General features: G+C 58.1%; 24 protein-coding genes and 1 pseudogene. 11 read left to right on the top strand and 14 right to left on the bottom strand.

The annotated features are described in order from the left end of the window. Positions 1-138 precede the first annotated feature (138 nt). Positions 139-603, top strand: coding sequence for a hypothetical protein (locus F6R97_RS05310; protein ID WP_315866182.1), 465 nt, complete (start codon positions 139-141; stop codon positions 601-603). Next, a complete protein-coding gene (locus F6R97_RS05305) occupies positions 590-1,483 on the top strand; it encodes a tyrosinase family protein (protein WP_050682611.1) in 894 nt (297 codons plus the stop codon). The genes F6R97_RS05310 and F6R97_RS05305 overlap by 14 nt, the downstream gene beginning before the upstream one ends. Positions 1,484-1,489: 6 nt before the next feature. Here the strand turns inward: F6R97_RS05305 and F6R97_RS05300 are convergent, their stop codons facing one another. Then, on the bottom strand, positions 1,490-2,383 hold the full coding sequence (locus F6R97_RS05300; RefSeq protein ID WP_038982661.1) for a LysR substrate-binding domain-containing protein: 894 nt from the start codon (positions 2,381-2,383) through the stop codon (positions 1,490-1,492). Between the two features lie 108 nt (positions 2,384-2,491). Between F6R97_RS05300 and F6R97_RS05295 the strand changes: the two genes are divergently transcribed. After that, positions 2,492-2,866: a tautomerase family protein gene (locus F6R97_RS05295; RefSeq protein ID WP_038982660.1), complete on the top strand. Its 375-nt coding sequence runs from the start codon at positions 2,492-2,494 to the stop codon at positions 2,864-2,866. A gap of 70 nt (positions 2,867-2,936) precedes the next feature. Here F6R97_RS05295 and F6R97_RS05290 read toward each other — a convergent pair whose 3' ends face one another. The 4 genes and pseudogenes from F6R97_RS05290 to F6R97_RS05275 form a co-directional block, all read right to left on the bottom strand. Beyond that, on the bottom strand, positions 2,937-3,170 hold the full coding sequence (locus F6R97_RS05290) for a hypothetical protein (protein ID WP_038983676.1): 234 nt from the start codon (positions 3,168-3,170) through the stop codon (positions 2,937-2,939). A gap of 146 nt (positions 3,171-3,316) precedes the next feature. Beyond that, positions 3,317-3,823 (bottom strand): AAA family ATPase, encoded by a 507-nt coding sequence (locus F6R97_RS05285; RefSeq protein WP_050682609.1) that lies wholly within the window; start codon positions 3,821-3,823, stop codon positions 3,317-3,319. A 22-nt stretch (positions 3,824-3,845) separates the two neighbouring features. Further along, positions 3,846-3,956 (bottom strand): annotated as a pseudogene (locus F6R97_RS05280) (transposase domain-containing protein); the annotation flags it as partial. 37 nt (positions 3,957-3,993) lie between these two features. Beyond that, positions 3,994-4,956 carry an AraC family transcriptional regulator ligand-binding domain-containing protein gene (locus F6R97_RS05275; RefSeq protein ID WP_315866181.1) on the bottom strand — a complete coding sequence of 321 codons (963 nt, stop codon included), beginning with the start codon at positions 4,954-4,956 and terminating at the stop codon, positions 3,994-3,996. Between the two features lie 67 nt (positions 4,957-5,023). Between F6R97_RS05275 and F6R97_RS05270 the strand changes: the two genes are divergently transcribed. From F6R97_RS05270 to F6R97_RS05260, 3 genes are all read left to right on the top strand, one after another. Continuing rightward, on the top strand, positions 5,024-5,878 hold the full coding sequence (locus F6R97_RS05270; protein ID WP_315866180.1) for a sterol desaturase family protein: 855 nt from the start codon (positions 5,024-5,026) through the stop codon (positions 5,876-5,878). Then, on the top strand, positions 5,875-6,468 hold the full coding sequence (locus F6R97_RS05265; RefSeq protein WP_050682606.1) for an NADPH-dependent FMN reductase: 594 nt from the start codon (positions 5,875-5,877) through the stop codon (positions 6,466-6,468). The genes F6R97_RS05270 and F6R97_RS05265 overlap by 4 nt, the downstream gene beginning before the upstream one ends. 533 nt (positions 6,469-7,001) lie before the next feature. Beyond that, positions 7,002-7,619 (top strand): LysE family translocator, encoded by a 618-nt coding sequence (locus F6R97_RS05260; protein WP_038982655.1) that lies wholly within the window; start codon positions 7,002-7,004, stop codon positions 7,617-7,619. A gap of 96 nt (positions 7,620-7,715) precedes the next feature. On the opposite strand, the gene katG is transcribed toward F6R97_RS05260, so the two are convergent. Continuing rightward, positions 7,716-10,004, bottom strand: coding sequence for a catalase/peroxidase HPI (katG, locus tag F6R97_RS05255; protein ID WP_048397111.1), 2,289 nt, complete (start codon positions 10,002-10,004; stop codon positions 7,716-7,718). 536 nt (positions 10,005-10,540) lie between these two features. On the opposite strand from katG, the gene F6R97_RS05250 reads away from it, so the two are divergent. Together F6R97_RS05250 and F6R97_RS05245 are read left to right on the top strand one after the other, a co-directional pair. Continuing rightward, positions 10,541-10,912: a hypothetical protein gene (locus F6R97_RS05250; protein WP_038982654.1), complete on the top strand. Its 372-nt coding sequence runs from the start codon at positions 10,541-10,543 to the stop codon at positions 10,910-10,912. 3 nt (positions 10,913-10,915) lie between these two features. Beyond that, a complete protein-coding gene (locus F6R97_RS05245) occupies positions 10,916-11,092 on the top strand; it encodes a DUF1289 domain-containing protein (RefSeq protein WP_038982653.1) in 177 nt (58 codons plus the stop codon). Between the two features lie 17 nt (positions 11,093-11,109). Here the strand turns inward: F6R97_RS05245 and F6R97_RS05240 are convergent, their stop codons facing one another. Continuing rightward, on the bottom strand, positions 11,110-12,003 hold the full coding sequence (locus tag F6R97_RS05240) for a LysR family transcriptional regulator (protein ID WP_315866179.1): 894 nt from the start codon (positions 12,001-12,003) through the stop codon (positions 11,110-11,112). A 128-nt stretch (positions 12,004-12,131) separates the two neighbouring features. On the opposite strand from F6R97_RS05240, the gene F6R97_RS05235 reads away from it, so the two are divergent. The 3 genes from F6R97_RS05235 (at position 12,132) to F6R97_RS05225 (ending at position 15,570) form a co-directional block, all read left to right on the top strand. Beyond that, positions 12,132-13,553 (top strand): MFS transporter, encoded by a 1,422-nt coding sequence (locus F6R97_RS05235; protein WP_315866178.1) that lies wholly within the window; start codon positions 12,132-12,134, stop codon positions 13,551-13,553. 83 nt (positions 13,554-13,636) lie between these two features. Further along, on the top strand, positions 13,637-14,611 hold the full coding sequence (locus F6R97_RS05230) for a quinone oxidoreductase (protein ID WP_315866177.1): 975 nt from the start codon (positions 13,637-13,639) through the stop codon (positions 14,609-14,611). A gap of 29 nt (positions 14,612-14,640) precedes the next feature. After that, entirely contained in the window at positions 14,641-15,570 is a 930-nt protein-coding gene (locus F6R97_RS05225) for a LysR family transcriptional regulator (RefSeq protein WP_315866176.1), read from the top strand. A 134-nt stretch (positions 15,571-15,704) separates the two neighbouring features. Here F6R97_RS05225 and F6R97_RS05220 read toward each other — a convergent pair whose 3' ends face one another. The 7 genes from F6R97_RS05220 to F6R97_RS05190 form a co-directional block, all read right to left on the bottom strand. Then, the gene (locus F6R97_RS05220; protein WP_038982648.1) at positions 15,705-17,168 is read right to left on the bottom strand and encodes a GDL motif peptide-associated radical SAM/SPASM maturase; all 1,464 of its coding nucleotides are present in this window, start codon (positions 17,166-17,168) and stop codon (positions 15,705-15,707) included. A gap of 258 nt (positions 17,169-17,426) precedes the next feature. Next, positions 17,427-18,008, bottom strand: coding sequence for a DUF1842 domain-containing protein (locus tag F6R97_RS05215; RefSeq protein ID WP_038982647.1), 582 nt, complete (start codon positions 18,006-18,008; stop codon positions 17,427-17,429). 54 nt (positions 18,009-18,062) lie between these two features. Next, positions 18,063-18,707, bottom strand: coding sequence for a DUF1842 domain-containing protein (locus F6R97_RS05210; RefSeq protein ID WP_038982646.1), 645 nt, complete (start codon positions 18,705-18,707; stop codon positions 18,063-18,065). A 41-nt stretch (positions 18,708-18,748) separates the two neighbouring features. Further along, positions 18,749-18,937, bottom strand: a complete 189-nt coding sequence (locus F6R97_RS05205; RefSeq protein ID WP_038982645.1) for a DUF1843 domain-containing protein — start codon at positions 18,935-18,937, stop codon at positions 18,749-18,751. Positions 18,938-19,173: 236 nt separating this feature from the next. Beyond that, the gene (gene yghX, locus F6R97_RS05200; protein WP_315866175.1) at positions 19,174-20,061 is read right to left on the bottom strand and encodes a YghX family hydrolase; all 888 of its coding nucleotides are present in this window, start codon (positions 20,059-20,061) and stop codon (positions 19,174-19,176) included. A 239-nt stretch (positions 20,062-20,300) separates the two neighbouring features. After that, positions 20,301-21,866, bottom strand: coding sequence for an amino acid permease (locus F6R97_RS05195; RefSeq protein ID WP_315866174.1), 1,566 nt, complete (start codon positions 21,864-21,866; stop codon positions 20,301-20,303). A gap of 105 nt (positions 21,867-21,971) precedes the next feature. Beyond that, positions 21,972-23,132, bottom strand: a complete 1,161-nt coding sequence (locus F6R97_RS05190; RefSeq protein ID WP_050681550.1) for an iron-containing alcohol dehydrogenase — start codon at positions 23,130-23,132, stop codon at positions 21,972-21,974. Positions 23,133-23,134 lie beyond the last annotated feature (2 nt).

Below are 23,134 nucleotides of genomic sequence, written 5' to 3'. Positions count from 1 at the left end.
TTTTGATTCTAGCCGCGTAGGGGGAATCCACAGCGAGTCCGCCCGGCGGATGAGTTCCACGGCATGCCTACCCGCTACCAACTACACTTCCTCCAGCCAGTCCGGGCAATCGTCCGGGGGCACACTCCAGGAGGAATCATGACACGGAAAAATGTCTCCAGCCCCGAACCAACGGGTACAAAACCCAACGTGCTATTGAGCCCGCCTGACATAGGTGCTCTCGCAGAGATATCCATCACCGATCCTGACAAAACGCACCCAGCGTGGATCAAGGAACAGTTCCCTGAGTACGTGGACCCGCATGCAGGACATGACGCCAGGACGGTTCGCGAGATTAACCACAAAGGGCACGTTGTCCGGATCGTGACCACCTACCAGGTAGAGGTTGATGGGGCGCCGGTCCAGGCGCATCTGTTTGTGGACGATGCGGGCCAGGTCCATACGCACGCCACCCCATTCGTCACTTACGGATCGGCTCTCGACTTGATGACCGCGGTGATCGATGCCTATCCAGAATCCTTCGCCAAGGGCGATGGCGATGGGGGAGAGCACTCGGGCCACCCCGACCACCATGCCCACGGAGCACATCATGATCAGGTCTAATGCGGTCAATGATCTCCCGGCGCTTAAGAAATACGTTGAAGGGGTACAGCGGCTCAAGGACCCCGCGCAGAATCCCTGGCCCGGACAGGCTAACCTCTCGATTTATGACTCCTTCGTGGCCTGGCACCACCGGGCCATGATGATTTCAACGCCTGCCGGGCAGATGGCCAGGAACGCTGCGCATGGCGGGCCATCATTCTTGCCGTGGCATCGCTACTTTCTCGTGCGGCTGGAAACCTTGATTCGCAAGGCGATAGGCGACCCCAACTTTCGAATCCCATACTGGGACTGGAACACTGACGCGGAACTTCAGGACCCGAGAACTTCACTCATCTGGTCGGATGAGTACCTTGGACAGTTCGTGAATGGGAAGTGGCGGGTGCGATTGACGGGTAATGGCCGCACCATGGAACTGGACGGGGTAAACCGCCCCCTGGTGCGTTATCTGGGTAGTGGTGGGGCGCTGCCCAGCCGAGCCAATGTGCGCAAGGTCATCCATGAAAACCCGGTGTATGACAAAGCACCCTACAACGCGGCCCAATCCACCGGTGGTGCGCGTAACAGTATCGAGGGATGGGCGGGCGAAGAACGCATTCATAACAACGTCCATGTGTGGGTCGGTGGTGACATGGGATTGTCGTCCTCGCCGAACGATCCCGTGTTCTTTCTACATCATTGCAACGTCGATCGGCTCTGGGCCGCATGGCAAGCGAAGCATCCCGCCGCCGCATACGTACCTGCGGGAAATGCCCCGGATACGCTCAAGTTCCATCGGATAGATGACCCGATGTACAGCCCTTTCCCGGAAAAGGTGACACCCCGGGATGTGCTGAATTACAGCCAGTATTACAAGTACGACACCTTGGGTGACTTGCTTTAGGCAGCGTCAAACGGAGGCGCCTGCAGTGATACTGAACGCCTGCTCTTCCAGACGGGTTTGTATCAACGCAGCCAGTTGTCGGGTGGCAGGCGCCAGGTGTTCTGCTCCACGATAAAGCGCATAGCCGAGGGTCGGCAGCGTGGGTAGGCCAGCAATGACGGAGAGATGTCCTGGCAATCCAATACGGGTTCGCAACGTGACGCCCAAACCGGCAGCAACGGCCGCCCAGATTCCACCAACACTGGGGCTGGTCAGCGCAATTCGCCAGGGAATCCGTGCCTCATCCAGTGCCTGGGTTGCCGCGCTACGCAACACGCAAGGAGCGTCGAACAGGATCAATGGCAGGGGAGAATCTACATCGCGGTTGAGCGATGGCGTGTCACGAGGCCCGATCCAGTGCATCTGCGTTTCACCCAGGCGCGTGGCATAAGGGGACTTGTGCCCTGTGTCCCAAGTCAGGGCCAGATCCAGGCCACCGCTGTCGATCAACGCAAACAATTCGGTATTGCGCGCGATCCTGACTTCGAGGCTCACCCTCGGGTACATCTGGACGTAGCGTCGCAGAATGTCGCTGAGAAAGTGTTCGCCAAAGTCTTCCTGAAGCCCGAGGCGTACCGTTGCGGCGGTCTGGCTTTCGTGCAGGGTCTGGAAAATGCTGTCGTTCAGTTCAAGCAGTTGGCGGGCTTGGCTGAGCAGGGACTCACCCACCGGCGTCAACACCAGCCCTCGACCGGATTTGGACAGCACTGGCGCGCCTATCTGTTCCTCAAGTTTCTTGAGTTGTGCGCTCACGGCGGACGTCGAGCGATTGAGCCGATCCGCCGCTTTGGCAAAGCTGTTGAACTCCACACCGGTCACGAAAGTACGCAGTACATCAAGATCGAAGGTCGGACGGCGCATCGAATCATCCACTAATTCAGGACTATGGTCGCCATTAAATCGGATATTCGGAATTATCGCGACTTGATAGTTTTCTCCTGTCAGCGGGTTTTTCAGGAGTAGACCGTTATGCCATTTGCACGTATTTCATTGCACCGGGGAAAGTCGGCCGAGTATTTACAGGCCCTCTCACAGGGGCTGCACGACGCGTTGGTAGAAAGCTTTGAAGTGCCGATGGCCGACCGATTCCAGGTCATTCACCAACATGAAGTGGGCGAACTGATATTTGATCCCGGCTATCTTGGCGGTCCGCGCAGCCATGACTTTGTGCTGATCGCGATTACTGCCGGTCGCCCTCGAGACACCGAGACGAAACAGCGTTTCTATCGCAACCTGGTCCAGAGACTGAGTCGAGCGCCAGGCATCGACTCTGAAGACGTCATGGTGGTGATTACCACTACCGCGGCAGATGAATGGTCGTTTGGTGGCGGGCGGGGCAACTAGTTTTCTATCAGGTGGGCAACAGCACGAGGGGCACCGGTCGCTCACCACCATCGGTGCCGAAGTTGTTCATTCAAACACGTGCCCTACGCAGATATCGCCGATACAAAGCAACACCCATAACAACCGAAAGCACCCCAACCCCCAGATTACCCAAAAGCCAGATTGCAAAGTTCCGACTTTGGTCCGCATCACCCTCGTAGAACGGCCCAAAGTAGCTAGACACTGCCACGAATATCAAATTAAACGCCCCGACGGCCAAGGCAACGATAAGGATGACGAACAATATCCCTTTAACAATTTTCATATGACCTTCCAAAACCATATTTCCTTCGACTCGTGGTAGTCGGAGAAACTGCCCTCAATGGAAAACCCCAACTGAATACGAGGGCAGCTCAGCCAATCGTAAGCGTCAGCTGATCACACCTTGCTATGTCGGGCTTTTAACTGGCGCTACTCCTCGGATAAAAATCGTTTAGTGATCATTGCCACTGCCTCCGCTGGAGACGTCAGGGCTGTGTCTATATTAAACGGAGCGTTATCCCACGCCTCATATTCATGATCCAATACAGACTGCCAGGTGGGTGGAGTCAGCCCAGGAATATCAATTTTTCTGGTTTCTACCCGTCGCTGGTGTTCATGTTTATCAGAGCAAACCACTTGGATATTTACTAATGGAGCACCAGCGCGTATAGCGATTTCGCTCCACGCCCTTCGGCTTTCGATTACTGGGTTAACACAGTCGACTATGACCGTGCTGCCGAAACGAAGATTGCTCAGAGCAAGCTCATTAGCGACCATGTAACCGCTCCGCCCCACATCTTGTGCAAGAGCACCGGAATTTCGGATAGCCTGCTCAATCGTATCGATCCGCAGATACACGGCACTTGTTTTGGTGGCAAGGTTACTTGCGATAGTCGTTTTTCCGGTACCTGGAAGGCCGCTGAAGACAATGAGCATTCTATGTCCTTCGGTTAGTGAGTTAACCCAGTCTAGGCGGTTGCCAGTTATGCGGCAGCGATTGCGCAATATCACTCGCCCGTTGAGTCGGCAGGCGCGTGAGAACGTCCTTCAGATAAGCATACGGATCATAAAGCAAAAGACAGGCTCGAAATAATCAGGCCGCCACCTTATTTCCTGTCGCGCCATCGACTTCGGGCATGAAGATAAGCAGTCAAATCGCTGTAGCCCAATTGAGCTGCAATCTCCGTCAACGACTCGCCGTGCAACTCAAGATGCAGTTCCAGTTCTGCACGAATCTGATCGAGTAATTGTCTGAAGGTCGTGCCTTGCTCTTCCAGGCGTCTGCGTAATGTTCTGGGCGTCTGGTGCAGGGCCTTTGCCAGATCGTCCAGATTTGGCGTTTCACCTCTCGCCAGAGATCGTCGCGCACCGTCGGCAACCTTGGCTGACCAACCGCTGAAGTTGCGATGCGCGGCAATCCGTCGATCCAGCTCCTGAGTCAATAACTCCAACATCCCGTGATGACGGGTTTGCATCGGCAGGCTCAGGCTTTGAGCACGGAAATAGAAACAGTTAACCGGGCAGTCAAACTCGATACGGTCTCCAAACCACTGGGCATATTGCTTGTAATACGACGGACGCGAATGCATGAATTTCGCCAGAACCGGCTGCACTTCCTGCCCGGTTCCACGTCGCAATTGCGCGATGGACATCACGCCGTAGTGTTCGATGACATACCGCGCCAACTCTCCTGGCGCATCGACGCACAACTCGATTCCGACGCCGTTTTCGTCATTCACCAACCTTACATTGTCTGTGTCCGATGCAAGCGGTGCGTACCGGGCCCAAAGATGCATCGCCGACAAAACATCGGGGCTGTACAGGCAAAGATAGGCCAGGACGTGCCAGTCCTGAGGCGTGAACAGCGCGAACAGTTTTAACCCGATCGCCGGATCAATGCGCGCCGCCTCGCACCAAAGTTGATCCAGTTCGATCAGGCTGTAATCCGTGCTTTTTCGGGAAACCTGGCTGTCAAGGAAGCGCTCCAGCACTTGGCCCAACCTGCCTCGATGAAAGCGCTGGGGCGGGCGATTGGCCGGTTCTAGCTCAATTCTGTCCATTTCGCGCATTGGGAGGGCTGACTCCTGGGTTTCTAATGACATTGCATTGCCCGCAAGGGCCTAAATCGAGAGTGCCATGAATATAACAATGCTCGCCAATAACCCTGCTGTAATAGTGGCCGGGATCTTCCTTGCCTTCATTTTGCTAGAGCTTGCCTGTTCCTCGTTACGTCAGTCGTCAGGCGGTAAACGTGACGTACTCATTGAAGTCGTCGGCTCCGGCATACTGGTGGCGGTCACATTCCCTTTGGTCATGTGGCTAAGTGGCCAGATACTAAATCAGGCTGTACCGGGCATGAAAGACGCGTTAGCCGCAATTCCGTGGATTGCAGGATTTGTATTGTTTTTACTGCTGGATGACATGACCCAATATTGGTGGCATCGCCTGACTCACCGGGTTCCCGCACTTTATGCATTGCACCGTGCGCATCATTCCGCACCCTATATGAGTGTACGCATCGTCTATCGCAACAACAGTTTCTACTACCTTCTGATGCCCGGCATCTGGCTATCTGGCATGCTGATTTATCTTGGGCTCGCACACGTTTATTACGTTTATTTGATTCTGAAAATGACCGTGATCTTCGCTGCACATAGCAGCATGGCGTGGGACGACAAACTTTATCGCATCCCCGCGTTACGCCCACTTGTTTGGGTTTTGGAGCGAACCTTCTCCACACCCGCCACTCACTCTGCGCATCACGGTTTGACTGCCGAGGATGGCGTTACCCATTACAAAGGCAATTTCGGCAACCTGTTATTTTTTTGGGACGTACTGTTCGGAACCGCAAAAATTACCCGTCGGCGTCCGCCAGCCTACGGAATCGAACACTTGTCACCGATAAGCTGGAAAGAAGAGTTGTTCTGGCCAGTCGTGCGTTCCCGCCGTTCTGTACCCAAGGTAAACGCTAACCAGAAGGTGGCGCGATGAGTCGTCATATAGTTCTGCTGTCTGGATCGAACAGATCAAACAGCCAATCAGTCAAGGTCGCCAGGTATCTGCGCGACCGACTAGAGAAACTTGAGCTGTGTGACTCAAGCGAACTGATAGACCTGGCTTCCAGTCGGCTACCGCTTTGGCCAGAAGAAGATACCGACAGAGTCTGGAATGCCCAGCAATCCATTCTCAAAAAAGCGACGGCACTGGTCGTGATCAGCCCTGAGTGGAATGGCATGGCTTGCCCAGCCCTGAAAAACTTCTTTTTGTACGCAGGGCTCGGCGAACTTGGACATAAACCTGCGCTGTTGGTGGGCGTTTCGGCAGGGCTTGGAGGCGCCTATCCAATTGCTGAGTTACGTGCATCGAGCTACAAAAATAGCCGGATCATGTATTTGCCTGAACAACTCATCATCAGAAACGTAGAGTCGATGTTAAACAGCGAAGAGCCTTCAGATGAAAGTGATAGTCGCATTCGGGCACGTGCCGACTGGGCTCTGCAGATACTTGGTCAGTACGATGCAGCTTTACGCACCCTACGATCTGCAATCGAACACCCGCCGGAGTTTTCTACGGGAATGTAAAACCACGGATGCTGAAGATCAAAAGATCGCAGCCTTCGGCAGCTCCTACGGGGGCAGGAAATTCGGGGGGCTGCGTTGTTCTGATCCGTATTTTTCTGGGCTATCTGCATCTGTAATGGGATCAGCCTCCGGCTCACAATGACAGCACGGTCAGCAGTTGCGGTAGCCGCTGCACCGCAAACTCATAACGTAGGAGGCCCCATGGGCAAGATGGCATTTTTCCTGGGTGGATTTCTGGTGTTGACCATTTTGATCGGTGCGCTTGCCACGATTTCTCCGGTGTAAGGAGAAGGTGGGTTGCCCATATTCCAGCGAGTTGCGCAGTAAAAAGCTCCATCCCATTTTTAGGTGGGTAGGGCTTTTTCTTTTTGAAGATCAAGCGCGGCCCGAGCCTGCAAATGACTGCTCCTGGCGTAAAAATACAACTACGCCGAAAAGCCCTGTATCGAATTATTATTTCGTTGTACGTTGAGTCCGCGGGCGGCCTTGATCTGAAAGACTGTCCCTAGCCACAACACTCGCAAGGAATGCAGATGATCGATGGTCCCGCCGTTTTGACAGTCTTTTTGGTTTACCTGGCCGGTGTCGTTATTCCAGGGCCAAATTTTGTTGCAGTAGTCCACAAAGCGGTAGCTGCTACGCGCTCAGAAGCTTTGGCCTTGGTGGCAGGCATCGTATTGGTCAACTTATTCTGGGCCACCTGTGCAATCGCAGGTATCGGCGTTGTATTTGCTGCGTTCCCTTGGGCGGCGCTGATCGTAAAAATTCTGGGGGCAGCCTATTTGATGTGGTTTGGATTCGGACTGCTGCTCAAGGCCGGGAAGAGTGCGCTTACTCCCTGTAACAATGCTGTCGTCGGAAACTTCCGGCAGTCATTCATTCAGGGGGTCGTTACGAACATTGGCAACCCGAAATCCATGGCCTTCTATGCCGCTATTTTCTCAGCAGCAGCCCCCACTCACGTTTCACCAGGCACGTTTTTGTCGATGCTGGTGGTCGTAGTGGTGGTTTCGATGACTTGGTATGGAGTGGTCGCAATCGCTCTTTCGCAACCTGAGATCGCTTCAGCGTATCGAAGGAGGAAAAAAGCTATTGATCGACTGTGCGGCGGTTTGATTTTGTCTCTGGGGATCCGTCAGCTGGTTCAATAAGTCCACGATTGAATATCTATCCTGGCCGATAGATCAGCAAAAAGCACAACGCCTCCACACAGGGAGGCGTTGCGGGTTTTCAGCAGTATGCTCAGATCATCTCAAATCAAACCGATCCAGATTCATCACCTTGTCCCAAGCCGCGACGAAGTCTTTCACAAACTTCTCCTTCGCATCGTCGCAGGCATAGACCTCAGCCAATGCCCTCAACTGCGCATTCGAGCCAAACACCAGATCAACACGCGTACCCGTCCATTTAAGGTCGCCGGTTTTCCGATCGCGTCCTTCAAACTCTTCATTGGCCTCCGACACGGGTTTCCATTCCACGCTCATATCGAGCAGGTTTTTGAAGAAGTCGTTGGTCAACGCTTCTGGCTGTTTCGTGAAGACGCCGTGTTGGGTTTGTCCGACGTTGGTGTTCAACACCCGCAGGCCACCGATAAGCGCGGTCATTTCTGGCGCGGTGAGTGTCAGCAGTTGCGCCTTGTCGATCAGTAAGGCCTCGGCCGGTACGCTGTAGCGGGATTTGAGGTAGTTACGGAAGCCATCGGCGGCAGGTTCAAGGAACCCGAAGGATTCAACGTCCGTTTGTTCTTGCGAGGCGTCCATCCGTCCCGGTGTGAAAGGCACTGTGACGGTGTGGCCGGCATTTTTTGCCGCTTGTTCGACACCGGCGCAACCGGCCAGCACGATCAGGTCTGCCAGGGAGATTTTCTTGCCGCCGCTGTTGAACTCGTTCTGGATGCTCTCGAGTTTCGCCAGTACGCTCGCCAGTTGCTCAGGCTGGTTGGCTTGCCAGAATTTCTGCGGAGCCAGACGCAGGCGTCCGCCGTTGGCGCCGCCGCGTTTGTCGGAGCCGCGGAAGGTGGAAGCCGCCGCCCACGCAGTTGATACAAGCTGCGAGACGGTCAGGCCGCAGGACTGGAGTTTACCTTTGAGTGCGGCGATGTCGCTGTCGTTGATCAGGGCATGATCGACCTCCGGAATCGGGTCTTGCCACAGGAGCTCTTCGTTGGGCATTTCCGGGCCGAGGTAGCGGGAGAGGGGGCCCATGTCGCGGTGGAGCAGCTTGAACCAGGCGCGTGCAAATGCATCGGCCAACTGGTCCGGGTTCGCCAGGAAACGCCGCGAGATCGGTTCATAGATCGGGTCGAATCGCAGGGACAGGTCCGTGGTCAGCATGGTCGGGTTACGCCGCTTCGACGGGTCATGAGCATCCGGAATGATGCCCGCGCCAGCACCGCCTTTCGCCGTCCACTGGTTGGCGCCCGCCGGGCTCTTGGTCAGTTCCCACTCGAAACCGAACAGGTTTTCCAGGTAGTTGTTGCTCCATTTGGTGGGCGTGGTGGTCCAGGTCACTTCCAGGCCGCTGGTGATGGTGTCGCCACCCTTGCCGCTGCCGAAAGTGCTCTTCCAGCCCAGGCCTTGTGCTTCGAGGCCGGCCGCTTCGGGCTCGGCGCCGACGTTGTCGGCAGGCCCGGCACCGTGGGTCTTGCCGAAGGCGTGGCCGCCGGCGATCAGTGCCACGGTTTCTTCGTCATTCATCGCCATGCGCCCGAAGGTCTCGCGGATGTCCACCGCTGCAGCGACCGGGTCCGGGTTGCCTTCCGGGCCTTCCGGGTTGACGTAGATCAGGCCCATTTGCACCGCGGCGAGCGGGTTTTCCAGGTTGCGTCCTCCGTCGGTACGGCTGTCTTCATTTTCCCCCGGCTCAGCAACGAGTGGGCCTTCGCCGGGTTCTTGCATAGGTTCTTTTTTGTCTTTTTCGTAGCGGGTGTCGCCGCCCAGCCACTTGTTTTCCGAGCCCCAGTAGACGGCCTCATCCGGTTCCCAAACGTCTGGCCGACCGCCGGAAAAGCCGAAGGTCTTGAAGCCCATGGATTCCAGCGCGACGTTACCGGTGAGCACGATCAGGTCGGCCCAGGAGATGTTGCGACCATACTTTTGCTTGATCGGCCAAAGTAGCCGGCGCGCCTTGTCGAGGCTGACGTTGTCCGGCCAACTGTTGAGCGGCGCAAAGCGCTGCTGACCGGAACCGGCACCGCCACGACCGTCACCGGTGCGGTAAGTGCCGGCGCTGTGCCAGGCCATGCGAATAAACAGCGGCCCATAGTGACCGAAGTCTGCCGGCCACCAGTCTTGCGAATCGGTCATCAGCGCGTTCAGGTCTTGCTTGAGCGCCTGAAAGTCCAGGTTTTTGAACGCTTCGGCGTAGTTGTAGCCCTCATCCGTAGGGTCGGACAGCCGCGAATTCTGGTGCAGGATCTTCAGGTTCAGTTGGTTCGGCCACCAATCGCGGTTCGTCGTACCACCGCCCGCGGCGGCGTGATTGAACGGGCATTTCGATTCATTTGCCATGTGTGCGCTACCTTTGGTCGTATTCATCCGGCTATCCGGCCCGGGGTGGGCGCGCAATAGCGACGAGCGAAATCAATGACATAGGCTGCAGCCGTTCGATCAACCGATCGTCGTGGTCACACGGGAAATCTGGAGAGCAGCAATCGAGTTGCCAATACGGTGGCCCACGGCAAGCCTAGTACGCTTCTGACTCATTCGTATCTTTTATCAAGTCTCAACCGGCCGGCTTACACCAGCGCTTCAATAAGGTTAGACGCCTATAAAGCAGTCAGCTAATAGGTGGAGTATTGGGGGGTGATAGGCATTTTCTTTTATCTGGCACCTCGCAATATTCTTCAGCGGCGTTTCCAGGGCCGGGATTTGCGGTGGGTGTTTGGGCCTCTTCGCGGGCAAGCCTCGCTCCCACAGGTTTTGTGTTGAAACACGATTGTGCAAACGACACAAAACCTGTGGGAGCGAGGCTTGCCCGCGAAGACGGCAGCACAGACACAGCAACGCTCGGATCAGCCCGGTATCGTATGATGAGTCCCTTCCATCGACGCCCACCCAAGGACCCTTACCCGATGTCTTTAAGCAAACGCGATCAGGCACACATCGAACGTCGCCTGGTCACCACCCTGACCCAGGCGTGTGAAACGGCCAAAGCGGAAATAGTCGGGTTCTGCTGGCTGACCCACGAAATCGATTACGCGGTCTTTCCTTCCAGCCTGCGGGTGATCTGGGTCTTCGATACGCAGGCCAATAAAGACCAGGCGCTGGCGAGCGGGCAGGGCGAGCGCATGGTCGAACTGACGGCCGTGGCGTTAAGTGAAGCGGACGTTCTCGTCAGCCCGGTAGCGGCCCATGTGCAGTTCGATTCTGAAGAACAATGTCAGCGCGCCAATGCCGGCAACTGGCAGCAACGCCTGGCGCCCAAGCGCTCGACGCGGGGTTGAAACGTGGCCAAGGATATCGAAAATCCGTGTGTTTCCATTTGCCAGCTGAGCGGTGAGCTGTGTGTCAGTTGTGGCCGCACCAAGGACGACATCAGAAAATGGAAGCGCATGAAGCGTCCGGAAAAAATGGCGGCGGTGCAGCGGGCGAGTTTGCGGTTGAAGGGGCTGCAGAAAAAATGAAGCGGTCAGGTGAAACTCTAGGGCTGAGCACAAACCTCTCGAACACATTCACGCAACCACCGATGCGCTGAATCGGCATCCATCCGCGGGTGCCAGAGCATCGAAATGGTGATCGGTGGCAGCTCGAACGGAAGGTCAAAACTGTGCAGCCCGGCGCGCAGGTTTCGGGTGTGTTGTGCGGGCACGGTGGCGATCAGGTCCGAGGCGCGAGCCATCGCCAGCGCGGCCGAAAAGCCGCCGACGATGGTGGTGATCTCGCGCTCCAGTCCCAGTACTTCCAGGGCTTCATCCATCGGCCCCTTATCGAACCCTCGCCGCGAGACCAGGATGTGCCCGCCAGCGGCATAGCGGGAGGCGCTGACCTCGCCCTGGCTCAGCGGATGCCCCGTGCGCACGACGCCGATGAAACGATCTTCGAACAACGCCCGGGTGCGCACTTCCGGGCTCGTCGTGCCGCCGACTACGCCGGTTTCCAGGTCGACGGAACCGTCGCGAAGCGCGGCGCTGTCCTTGTTCAGCTTCTGCACAAAGTGCAAGCGCACGCCGGGTGCTTGTTCACTCACGCGGGCAATCAGTGCCGGGCCGAAGTTTTCGACGAAACCGTCGCTGGTGCGCAGCGTGAACGTTCGCACCAGTTGCTTGAGGTCGAGCTGTTCGGCGGGGCGTAAAACGGCTCCGGCATCTTGCACCAATCGACTGACCTGTTCGCGCAGTTCGAGTGCTCGGGGTGTCGGCACCAATCCGCGTCCGGCCCGGACCAACAGCGGGTCGCCCGTCGTTTCGCGCAATCGCGCCAGCGCCCGGCTCATGGCCGAAGGGCTCAGGCGCAGTCGTTGGGCGGCGCGCGCGACGCTGCCTTCGGCGAGCAGCACATCCAGGGTAATCAGCAAATTCAGGTCGGGAGTCGTCATGCCTCAACGTTAGCACGGCGTTCGGGTGACATGGCGTCAAACGCAACTATCAGGTGCAAATGGTGCGCCTTCCGCCATATCGCGCACGGGCATACGCTGCTGATCTACCTTTCAAAACGTGGCCAACCATGAAACTCATCACTCAATCAGGCTCGGTCCGCTGGGCGCTCGCCAGTCTTTCGCTGTCGATGTTGATGCCCTCACTCGACACCAGCATCGCCAACGCGGGTTTGCCGACACTGGCCGAGGCGTTCGATGCTTCCTTTCAGGAGGTGCAGTGGATCGTTCTGGCGTATCTGCTGGCGATCACCACGCTGATTGTCAGTGTCGGACGACTCGGTGACATCGTCGGCCGTCGACGCTTGCTGCTGGCGGGCATCGGCATTTTTACCCTGTCATCGCTGGCGTGTGGTGTCGCGCCGTCGCTTTGGTGGCTGATCGGCGCCCGGGCGGTGCAGGGGCTCGGGGCCGCGATCATGTTGGCGCTGACCGTGGCGTTTGTCAGTGAGACGGTGCCGAAAGCGCAGACCGGCAGCGCCATGGGATTGCTCGGCACGATGTCGGCGATCGGTACCACGCTGGGGCCGTCTCTGGGTGGGATGTTGATTGCAGGCGCGGGTTGGCAGGCGATTTTTCTGATCAACGTGCCGCTGGGCATTCTGAATATTTGGCTGGCGTATCGCTATTTGCCTGCGGATTCTCAGCGAGAGAAAACAGGGCGGGTGGGTTTCGACAAGGCAGGCACGTTGCTGCTGGCGCTGACGCTCGCGGCGTATGCGCTAGCGATGACGATTGGGTACGGTGATCTGGGGCCGCTGAATATTGCGCTGCTGCTGACAGCTGTTGTCGGCACCGGGATTTTCATATTCGTTGAGGCCAGGGTTGCCTCGCCATTGATTAAATTGGCGCTGTTCCGGGAGCCGGGTTTGAGCGCAAGCCTGGCCATGAGCACGCTCGTTTCGACGGTGATGATGGCGACGCTGGTGGTCGGGCCGTTTTATCTTTCGGGTGCGCTTGGCCTCGGCACGGCCCTTGTCGGCCTTGCCTTGTCGGTCGGCCCGTTGGTGGCTGCGCTGACCGGGGTGCCGGCCGGTCGCCTGGTGGACCGTTTTGGCACTCGACGCATGACCGTCGTCGGGCTCGTCGCAATGGCACTCGGCACGGGCGTTTTATCGATGATGCCAGCGGGTTTCGGCCTCCTCGGTTACCTCGCGCCCATAGCGGTGGTCACTGCCAGTTATGCGTTATTTCAGGCGGCCAACAACACTGCGATCATGACCGACATCCGTCCGGACCAGCGCGGCGTGATTGCCGGCATGCTCAGCCTGTCGCGCAATCTCGGCCTGATCACTGGAGCCTCGGTCATGGGCGCGGTGTTTGCCTTTGCCTCGGCGACGACAGACATCACCACGGCATCTCCCGCCGCCATCGCCAACGGTATGCGGATAACGTTTGCCGTCGCCATGGTGTTGATCGTCCTGGCACTGGGAATCGCGCTGACGCTGCGAGCTTCACACTGCTGCACTGCATGCAGTAATGAACTGCAGTGAAGCTGTATTGTTCACGTGAAATCGAATGTCGATACTTCCCGCACTGGCGCAGATGGGCTGCGCTGAAGTGAAGGAGTCAGGCAATGGTTTCTGTCGTTCGTATCGCACACACCGGCGCACCTGAGGTGATGACCATCGAGCAAGTGCCGGCGCGTGAGCCGGGGCCGGGTGAAGTCTGGCTGGAGCAGGAGGCGATTGGCGTCAACTTCCTCGATGTGAGTCAGCGCAAGGGCGCCGTACCGCTGCCATTGCCGTCGGGTCTTGGCCTTGAAGGGGCGGGCCGGGTTGCCGCCATCGGCGCGGGAGTGAGCAACGTCAAGGTGGGTGATCGGGTGGCCTACGCAACAGGGCCTATCGGCGCTTACGCCAGTGCGCGCCTGTTTCCGGCCGAACGGCTGGTGCCGATTCCCGACGCGTTGACGGCTGAAGAGGCCGCCGCGGTGTTGTTCAAAGGCATTACCGCGCAGTATTTGCTGAAGACGACTTATCCGGTCGGCCCCGGCACCACTCTGGTGTTGTATGGCGTAGCGGGCGGCCTCGGGCAGATCATGGCAACGTGGGCCAAACACCTGGGAGCCTTTGTCATCGGCATTGTGTCCCGGGCCGAGAGTGTCGAGACCGCCAAGGCGCTGGGCTGCGATGCGGTGCTGGTGTTCAATGCCCAGACACTGGCCGCGGATGTGGCGGAGATCACCCACGGCAAGAAGGCCGATGTGGTCTACGATCCCATCGGGCGCGTGTCGTTCGAAGCGTCGCTCGACTGCTTGCGACCGCGTGGGTTGATGGTGTCTTTCGGCGCATCCTCCGGGGCGCCAGCGGCGATCGAAGTGGCCACGCTCAATGCCAAGGGCTCATTGTTCCTGACTCGTCCTTCACTCGCCGCGCACACCACGGATATCGCCGAATACCGGCAACGGGCCGATGATGTACTGGCGGCGGTCGAGGCGGGCATAATCAAGCCCGGCATCTGGGGCCGCTATGCATTGGCCGATGTCGCCAGGGCCCATGCCGATCTGGAAGGTGGGCAATCTCGCGGGGCGATCGTCCTCAAGCCCTGATCGTCTGTCATCTGAAAAAAGAGTGTTTTGTGAACCCACTGGACAGCCGCCACATCGATGAAATTGCAGCGCTTCTTGCAGTCGCCTCGGCGCATTCGTTCGTGGCCGCCGGACGGTTGCTGCAACGCCATCCGACGGTGATTTCAAAGCGCCTGGCGGCCATGGAAAAGCGCTTGGGCGTGCGGCTGATGGAGCGTACGACGCGACAGGTGCGGTTGACCGATGCCGGCAACCGTCTCGTCGAACGTCTGCGTTCTGCCACGGGGTTGATTATCGAGGCCGAGCAGGAAGCGTCACTGGGCGCGGCGCAGGTTCGTGGCGTTTTGCGCCTGGCTTTTCCCGCCGCGATGGGGCGCCTATGGCTGGCGTCGATGTTGCCGGAATTTTTGGCGGCTCATCCGCTGGTCTCCGTCGAGGTGGATTACAGCGATCGCGTTGTCGACATCATTGCGGAAGGATTCGATGCGGCGATTCGTATCGGCGAATTGAACGACAGCCGCCTGGTCGCGAAGAAGCTCAGCGACCATCGCCGCATTCTCTGCGCTTCACCGGGTTACATAGAGGAGCATGGTTTACCGGCCAGTCCGAAACAACTGACTGAGCACAACTGCCTGGGCTTTACTGGTCTGGCGGCGTTTCCTGAATGGCGTTTGTCGAAGGGTGATCGGCAGGAGAAGGTCATCACTAGGGGAACCTTGACCTCGAACGACGGCGAGGCGTTGCTCGCCGCGGCCAAGGCCGGCGTCGGTATTTTGGGCGCTGGCGAGTGGCTGATGAGTCGGGAAATCGCCAACGGCCAGATGGTTCGCGTTCTGCCGGAGTGGGACCTGGATGCCCAGGGCGGGATCTATCTGGTGCGAGCATCCGCCGCGTTCACACCGGCAACGCTCATGGCATTCAAGGAATGGCTGAAGGCCAGATTTGCGGATGGGCCGCCTTGGCAAATGCCCGTCAGTTAAGATGCGATACCTGTGGGAGCGGGCTTGCTCGCGAAAGCGGTGTGTCAGGCGACATCAATGTTGACTGTGCCGCCGTCTTCGCGAGCAAGCCCGCTCCCACATGGATTGCGCTTAACTGACTGGCCATTACTCCCTTACATCAAGGTATTTTGCGGCATCCCCAATAGGCCAGTCAGGGTGTTGATAATCGCTTGTTGCCGGGCACGGTCTGTCTGGTGCACGGCTTCTGCGGCGGCGACATCGGCGTCACAGTGAGGGCAGGTCACTTCGTGCGCATGGATGTACTGCAAGCAGCCACGACACAGCGCCAGTTGCGGTGGAATACGTCCTTCGTCCGGTGATTTCTGGCCCTGGTTCGCCCAGGCCAGTTTGATCACCTGGCCGCTGTCGCTGACGCTGCTGACCTTCTCGCCGGTGTCGATGCGTTCGGTGATCAGGTCAAAACGCCCGACGGCGAAGGAGGTCTTTGCCGCGTCTTCGAGTTTGACGATGCGCTCGCGCAGCCCGCGTTTTTGCAGGTCCAGCGCGCGGTAATGGCAGTAGGGGTTGTTGCCGGGTTTGCCGAGCAGGGAGTGCGACGTCCAGGTGCAGCCGCCACGGCAGACGTCGTTGTAGTAACAGCTTCGGCAGTAACCCCACAGGTCTTCGACGCCGCGCAGTCGGCCAAAGTGCATACCTTCGCTGTAGTGCCAGATATCGTGCAGGCTCATGGTGCGTACGTTGCCGCCTGAAAACCCCACCGTTGCCAATGACGGGCAACCCTTGACGGTGCCGTCGGCTTCCAGTGCCAGCACGGTCTGGCCGGCGGCGCAGCCACTCCAGTGCACGCGCTCGTCGCCGAAACCACGCCACATGTGTTCATAAGGACCGTAGTAACCAATGTTGTTGCCCACGTTCATCAGCAGGCCGCGGTCGACGCCTTCGCGATACAAACGCGCCAGCAACGGCATCACTTCCAGCAGTTGATACGGCTGCAATAACAGCTCCGGGTGATCGACGGCATTGCCCATCGCGACCGTCAGCTGGATCTGCCAGTGCGTGGCGCCGAGGCCGATAATCAGGTCCATCAGCTCAGGCAGATCGGGCAACGTGGCCGCGCCGATTTGGGTGTTGACGCTCACCGAAAGTCCGGACTGTTTGGCTCGTCGCAAGGTGTCTACCGCCTTGTCGAACGAGCCTGGAACATTGCGCACCGCGTCATGCAGCGGGGCCAATCCATCCAGTGAAACACCGACGCCATTGAGCCCGGCATCCACCGCGGCCTGCATTTTCGCCGGTGTCAGGTTGCGTCCACCGGTTTGTATGGCGCAATACATGCCGTGATCGTGGATGGCCTGGATCAGTTGCGTCCAGTCCTTGCGTAAATAGGCTTCACCGCCGATCAGGGTGATCTCGCGGGTGCCGAGGGCCGCCAGGGAATCGATAACGTCCAGGCATTCCCGGGTGTTCAATTCGTCGGGGCGTCGATGGCCGGCGCGTGAGCCGCAATGCAGGCATTTGAGATCGCAGGCCAGGGTGATTTCCCAGACCACATGCACTGGCACGTAGCGTTTGAGGTCGGTTTCACTGAGGTAGCGGGCAGGGCGACTGTCTGACATGGAAAATCCTTGCGCACAACGCGTGCGCGGCACGAATCCATCGAAGTGTTCGCGCCTTCCTTGGGGCAGTGGCGCGACCGGATTTACCTTTTGTTATTGAAATGAGCCGGGCCAGTCAGTTAAACGCGGAACCCTGTGGGAGCGGGCTTGCTCGCGAAAGCGGTGTGTCAGGCGACATCAATATTGACTGTGCTGCCGCCTTCGCGAGCAAGCCCGCTCCCACATGGATTGCGCGTACCTGACCCGTATTCCCCGGGGTTAGCGAGCCTCCAGCCGGGCGATTTCAACGTTCAGCTGGTCCAGCGCATTGCGCAGCGCACCGCTGTGGGCCAGTTGCTGTTCACCCTGGCTGACCACGGCCTTCAGTTGCGCCAGGTCACCGCTGGTTTGCGCTTGCTGTACCGCGACGGCGTAGAGCGGCACCGCATGGTGCGGATGCTCTGGGCGCACAATAACGGGAGCCTGGCTGACCGCTGCGTGTTTCACGTAGTGCCAGACGCCCTGTTCCTGGTACTTGTAGTCGGCATAACCGCTCGCCCAATCGCCGCCCAAAATGCCTTTCAAACCGAAGGTCTGAGCGATCTGGCTGAGAGGGCCACTCGGGCTGCCTGCCAGGGTGAGGATGATGTGGCTTTCGGCGGTCGGCACCAGTTTGACCTCGGCGTACTCACCCCATACACGGGCACGGAAGTTGAGGGGTGGGTAGGTGCTTTGGTAAATACTGGCAATCCCGCTGACTTTTTTCTTTACGGTGTCCACCAGCAGATCCAGGGTTAAAACCGGTGCGCCCAGCAGGTGATTGCTGACGTTGAGGCGGGTATGAAAAAGTCCGATTGACATGGTGCTACTCCCTTATTTGTATTCAAGACAAGTCGGGCATATTTCGTGGTCGAGTCAGCGGCGTTCCTGCCGGCTGATTTCTTCCTTGGCCGTTTCAAGCGCCGTCTGCAGTTGGGGTTGCTGATCCAGTTGCTGCTGGGCCAGGCGCGACAGGTTTTTCATCTGGGCCAGGTCACCGCTGGCCATTGCACTTTGAATCGGTGCGGCATACAGCGGCATGATTGGCGGATAGGATGACTCCGGCGGAATCACCGGGCCGGGTTCCAACGGCGGCAAGGAAACGTGGGACGGCACCGCCTCAATGAGATGGGCGGGAGCATTGTTGACCTCGACCCACTGCTGACCATTCAAGTACGAATAGTTGGCGATACCTTCTTTCCAGTCGGTGCCCACCACCAGTTGCAACTTGAAATTCACGATGGAATTCGAGCCTGAGCCGCCGTGATTGCCTTGGGCGGTGATCAGGATTTTGCTGACGCCGGGTGACATGACCGTCAGGTAGGTGTACTCGCCCCAGACATCGGAGTGCACATCCAGAGGCGGATTGGTCGCCTGAGTGATTGCAGCGGTGCCGTTGACAGTCTCATCAGGGGTAAAGACTAGAATATTGAGTGCCAGAGTTTGTGCACCCGGCATCGAAGTACCAATTCGGTAGGCGAGCGGGAACAAACCGACAGGTTGCTGATTAGAACCAGACATGGTTATTGCCTCCATTGCAATAAGGGGAGCGGAAATAGCTGTTAATGCTTTTCCAGGCGTGCGACTTCCTTGGCCAATTGCTCGTAAGCGGTACTTAGCTCTTTGTTTTCAGGTGTGGATGCATCGCGTTGTTTCAACAGCGTCTTCATTTGCGGCAGGTCGCCGGTCTTGATCGCGCTTTGGATGGCCACCCCATAGGGGGGCATGCTATGGCGAGTTGAACTGCTCATAACGATTCCTTCCGTGGTGTTTACGGGCACTGCTGTCATCAGCAGTTTTTGCAGTTAAGCAGGCGCGGATAAATATGCAATGGACAATGGAACAGTAATTTTTAATATTATTTTATTAATCGCGATTGGTTAGGAGGGGATGTGTTCAATATTAAGAATGGCGATGAAGGAAGACCGGCTCGGTTACTTCTTCATAAACGTTAAGTCCCTTATCGCCATTATTTGTATTTGATTAATCAAGCCAGGTAGCGCCGAAACCAGGCCAGTGTTCGGTCCCAGGCAAGCCTGGCGGCGGCATCATCGTATCGAGGCGTGGAGTCGTTATGAAAACCGTGGTTGGCGCCTGGATAGATATAGGCCTCATACGTCTTGCCGGCCGCTTTCAACGCTTGCTCGTAGGCAGGCCACCCTTCATTGATGCGCGTATCCAGTTCGCCATAGTGAAGCAACAGCGGGGCTTTGATTCTGGGGACATCTTCAGCCTTTGGCTGACGGCCATAAAAGGGCACGGCAGCCCCTAACTCTGGATAGGCTACGGCCGCAGCATTGGCGACTCCACCGCCATAACAGAAACCGGTGATGCCGACTTTGCCGCTGGTGGCGTCATGTTTCATCAGCCATTCGATGGCGGCGAAAAAGTCATTCATGAGCTTTTCCGGATCGACTTTCTGCTGCAGTTCCCGGCCTTTGTCATCGTTGCCGGGATAGCCGCCCACCGACGTCAGGCCGTCAGGGGCGAGTGCGATGAACCCCGCTTTGGCGAGACGTCGGGCGACGTCCTCGATGTAAGGGTTGAGCCCACGGTTTTCATGCACGACCACCACCGCCGGCACCTTGCCGGTGGCTTTCGCAGGGCGCACCCAATAACCACGAACCTGCCCGTGACCCTTGGGCGAGGGGTAAGTGATGTACTCGGCGATGATGTCCGGGTCGGTAAATTGCACCTGCTCGGCCAGCGCATAATTCGGGCTCAGGGCGGCGAGGAGGGCCGAGACCGTCAGGCCGCCCAAGGTGAATAGCGCCGCACGATCAAGAAACTCTCGCCGGTTGATTTTGCCGTGGGCGTAGTAGTCGTAGAGTTCGAGCAGTTCAGGGGCAAAATCTTTCGCCGTAAGACGGTCCATCTGCGTGCTTCCTGTTGGTTGATCCCGATTGCGCCACTTCATAAAAAGCGGAGGGGCAGCGCCTAATGCCAGTCAGTTAAGCATGCGAAACCTGTGGGAGCGGGCTTGCTCGCGAAAGCGGTGTACCAAGCGATATTAATGTCGACTGACACGCCCTCTTCGCGAGCAAGCCCGCTCCCACATGGATTGCTTAACTGACTGGCATTAGCGCTCAGCCCCCCGCTTTTGGGCTATGGCAATTAGCTCCCAGCCTGTTTATTCAACGCCTCTTCAGCCGCTGCGATTTCTGCCTGACGCTTGATGATCATGTCGCCCACGGGCGGACCCTGGAAGCGTCGGGCTTCAAAGGCGAACCAGATGATTGCCGTCAGAATCAGAAAACCGAGCGTGATGTACAGCGCCCAATCGTTCGGTGGCTGAATGCCGATCACAAAGATCAGCACCATCGAAAGGATCGAGAGGATGGCGAAAAACGAATACAACCCGCGCCCCATGTTCCACGGTCCCATGGTCGGCCACTTCGCGGTCCCGTAGGTAAACAGGCCCAGCACGATGGGAATGATGAAAGAGAAGAACAGGAAGATCACCGTGCAGGAGACCACGATCGTGTAAACCGGCGTTTCGCCGATCGATACCAGGGACGATCCCCATACGAACAACACCGCGAGCGTGGCACCGGTCCAGATCGCCGCCACCGGGCTGCGATGGGTCGGTGAGACCGAGGCCAATGCTTTCGAGAAGGGCAGGCCGCCGTCACGGGAAAACGCGAAGATCATGCGTGAAACCGAGGTCACGGTCGCCAGCCCGCAGAGAACCTGCGAGATGAAAATGGCCAGGTAAAGCGCCATCTTGATTGTCGGGTTCACCTGAGTGTCCATCGCCCAGAAGAACACATTCCAACCCTGCTTCGCCGCTTCGTCCATGCTCGGCAGCATCAGCACAAACGAGCAGAGCATCACCCAGCCGAACAGCAACGACCAGGCCACCGAACTGACCATCCCCAGCGGCACCGACCAGGCTGCCTGACGGGTTTCTTCGGAGGTATGCGCGGAGGCGTCGTAGCCGGTGATGGTGTAGATCGGCAGGAGCAGGCCGAGCATGAAAATCCAGCCGTTCGACACCTGTGGCCAGACGTTGCCGCCGGCTTCGCCGGAGTAGTTGCCGAAGGTCACCAACCGGGAGAACTCAAAGCTGGGTGCAGCCATCAGACAGACGATGGTCAGCGCGATTGCCGTGGCGAAGATCAGGTAGCCCGAGAAGTCAGTGAGCTTTGCGGTCAGGCCGATGCCGAAGTGGTTACACAAGGCCTGGACGCCGGTCAGGATCGCCAGGAAAGTGATCCGTGTGGTGATGGTGTCTTCCATTCCCAAGGCCGGTCCGAAGGCACCAAAAAAGAAGTAATAGGTACCGACGTTAATCGCGCCGAGTACCGTGATCAACCCCAACAGGTTGAACCAGGCCGTCAGCCAGCCAGTGAAGCGGTTTCCGAGAATCGAGCCCCAGTGATAGAGGCCGCCAGCGGTTGGGTAGGCTGAGGAAATCTGTGCCATGGCCATGGCGAAAACCCCGGAGATCAGGCAGCCGAGTGGCCAGCCGATACCGATGGCCGCACCGCCTGCACCCGAGGTGCCCTGTGCCAGCGAGTTGATGCCACCCGAGAGGATGCAAATGATCGAAAAGGAAATGGCAAAGTTGGAGAAAACGCCCATGCGTCGGGAGAGTTGCTGGGCATAGCCCATGTTGTGCAACACCTTGAGGTCGTCGTCTTGTGGCGCGGTGGCGCCGGGTTGGTTTACTGGACTCATAACGTGTGCTCTTGTTCAGGTTTTGATCCACATCCATCCGCGTGGTGCGTTGCCGAATGGGTTTGTCTTCAACCCCCTGTCGTACTGCTCCTGCCTCTAACTCGCTTAAAGACGGCCGTGGAACGCCGCGTCGAAAATTTCTGCCGCGCCAGTTCGTGTCAACGGCAACGGGTTGCCACCGGCGCAGGGATCGACAATCGCCATGTCCGCGATCAAATCGGCCTGCTTGTCATCCACCCCCAACTCAAACAGCGTATGCGGCACGCCGACGTCTTTGCGCAGCTTGAGGACGAAGGCCAGAAAGCTGTCGAAGCCCGGGGAGGGCAGACGCAAATAAGCCGCCAGGCGAGTGATGCGTTCTTCGATGGCCGGGCGATTGAACTTGAGCACATAGGGCATGAAGGTGGCATTGGTCATGCCGTGATGGGTGTCGTACAGGGATCCCACCGGATGCGAAAGCGCGTGAATTGCGCCCAGACCTTTCTGGAAAGCGGTAGCGCCCATCGCGGCTGCCGCGAGCATTTGCGCGCGCGCGTCGAGGTCGGAGGGAGTGTGTACGGCGCGTACCAGGGCGTTGGCCACCATGCGCATACCTTCCACCGCAATGCCTTCGGCCATCGGATGAAAACCGGGAGCGCAGTACGATTCCAGGCAATGGGCAAACGCATCCATGCCGGTGCCGGCGGTGACTTTTGCCGGCATGCCGATGGTGAGGGCCGGGTCGCTGATGACCACCCGCGGCATCATCTTCGGGTGGAAGATGATGCGTTTGGTGTGCGTACGTTCGTCGATGATCACCGCCGCACGGCCCACCTCGGAACCAGTGCCCGCGGTGGTCGGCACCGCAATGACCGGGGCGATGCTGCTTTCGTCGGCGCGTGTCCAGTAGTCGCCGATGTCTTCGAAATCCCAGACCGGTCGGGTCTGGCCGCTCATGAACGCGATGAGCTTGCCCATGTCCAGGCCACTGCCACCGCCAAAGGCGACCACGCCATCGTGTTTGCCGGCGCGCCAGGCGTCGAGTCCTCCTGCCAGATTGGCTTCAATCGGATTGGGCTTGAGGTCGCAAAACAGCGCGACACCGAGGCCAGCAGCGCGCAAGGATTCCAGCGCCGCCGTGGTGATCGGGGCACGTGCCAGGCCGCTGTCGGTGACCAGCAACGGTCGCTGGATCCCTTGGCTGCGGCAGACCTCGGCCAATTCGGCGATGCGGCCGACGCCAAAGCGGATGCTCGTGGGGTAGTTCCAGTTCGCGGTCAGGCTCATGG

Source organism: Pseudomonas sp. JV414 (genome assembly GCF_032424305.1).
Taxonomy (GTDB): Bacteria; Pseudomonadota; Gammaproteobacteria; order Pseudomonadales; family Pseudomonadaceae; genus Aquipseudomonas; species Aquipseudomonas lini.
The sequence above is the reverse complement of the archived record's forward strand: the minus strand, read 5'-3'. Positions and strand labels throughout refer to the sequence as shown.

Bases quoted from the DNA above. Each gene is read 5' to 3' on its own strand.
- F6R97_RS05250 (WP_038982654.1), top strand. From the start codon at position 10,541: ATGTCTTTAAGCAAACGCGATCAGGCACACATCGAACGTCGCCTGGTC.
- F6R97_RS05230 (WP_315866177.1), top strand. From the start codon at position 13,637: ATGGTTTCTGTCGTTCGTATCGCACACACCGGCGCACCTGAGGTGATG.
- F6R97_RS05275 (WP_315866181.1), bottom strand. From the start codon at position 4,956: ATGCGCGAAATGGACAGAATTGAGCTAGAACCGGCCAATCGCCCGCCC.
- F6R97_RS05260 (WP_038982655.1), top strand. From the start codon at position 7,002: ATGATCGATGGTCCCGCCGTTTTGACAGTCTTTTTGGTTTACCTGGCC.
- F6R97_RS05270 (WP_315866180.1), top strand. From the start codon at position 5,024: ATGAATATAACAATGCTCGCCAATAACCCTGCTGTAATAGTGGCCGGG.
- katG (WP_048397111.1), bottom strand. From the start codon at position 10,004: ATGAATACGACCAAAGGTAGCGCACACATGGCAAATGAATCGAAATGC.
- F6R97_RS05300 (WP_038982661.1), bottom strand. From the start codon at position 2,383: ATGCGCCGTCCGACCTTCGATCTTGATGTACTGCGTACTTTCGTGACC.
- F6R97_RS05190 (WP_050681550.1), bottom strand. From the start codon at position 23,132: ATGAGCCTGACCGCGAACTGGAACTACCCCACGAGCATCCGCTTTGGC.
- F6R97_RS05220 (WP_038982648.1), bottom strand. From the start codon at position 17,168: ATGTCAGACAGTCGCCCTGCCCGCTACCTCAGTGAAACCGACCTCAAA.
- F6R97_RS05195 (WP_315866174.1), bottom strand. From the start codon at position 21,866: ATGAGTCCAGTAAACCAACCCGGCGCCACCGCGCCACAAGACGACGAC.
- F6R97_RS05205 (WP_038982645.1), bottom strand. From the start codon at position 18,937: ATGAGCAGTTCAACTCGCCATAGCATGCCCCCCTATGGGGTGGCCATC.
- F6R97_RS05215 (WP_038982647.1), bottom strand. From the start codon at position 18,008: ATGTCAATCGGACTTTTTCATACCCGCCTCAACGTCAGCAATCACCTG.
- F6R97_RS05305 (WP_050682611.1), top strand. From the start codon at position 590: ATGATCAGGTCTAATGCGGTCAATGATCTCCCGGCGCTTAAGAAATAC.
- yghX (WP_315866175.1), bottom strand. From the start codon at position 20,061: ATGGACCGTCTTACGGCGAAAGATTTTGCCCCTGAACTGCTCGAACTC.
- F6R97_RS05240 (WP_315866179.1), bottom strand. From the start codon at position 12,003: ATGACGACTCCCGACCTGAATTTGCTGATTACCCTGGATGTGCTGCTC.
- F6R97_RS05210 (WP_038982646.1), bottom strand. From the start codon at position 18,707: ATGTCTGGTTCTAATCAGCAACCTGTCGGTTTGTTCCCGCTCGCCTAC.
- F6R97_RS05235 (WP_315866178.1), top strand. From the start codon at position 12,132: ATGAAACTCATCACTCAATCAGGCTCGGTCCGCTGGGCGCTCGCCAGT.
- F6R97_RS05295 (WP_038982660.1), top strand. From the start codon at position 2,492: ATGCCATTTGCACGTATTTCATTGCACCGGGGAAAGTCGGCCGAGTAT.
- F6R97_RS05290 (WP_038983676.1), bottom strand. From the start codon at position 3,170: ATGAAAATTGTTAAAGGGATATTGTTCGTCATCCTTATCGTTGCCTTG.
- F6R97_RS05285 (WP_050682609.1), bottom strand. From the start codon at position 3,823: ATGCTCATTGTCTTCAGCGGCCTTCCAGGTACCGGAAAAACGACTATC.
- F6R97_RS05310 (WP_315866182.1), top strand. From the start codon at position 139: ATGACACGGAAAAATGTCTCCAGCCCCGAACCAACGGGTACAAAACCC.
- F6R97_RS05265 (WP_050682606.1), top strand. From the start codon at position 5,875: ATGAGTCGTCATATAGTTCTGCTGTCTGGATCGAACAGATCAAACAGC.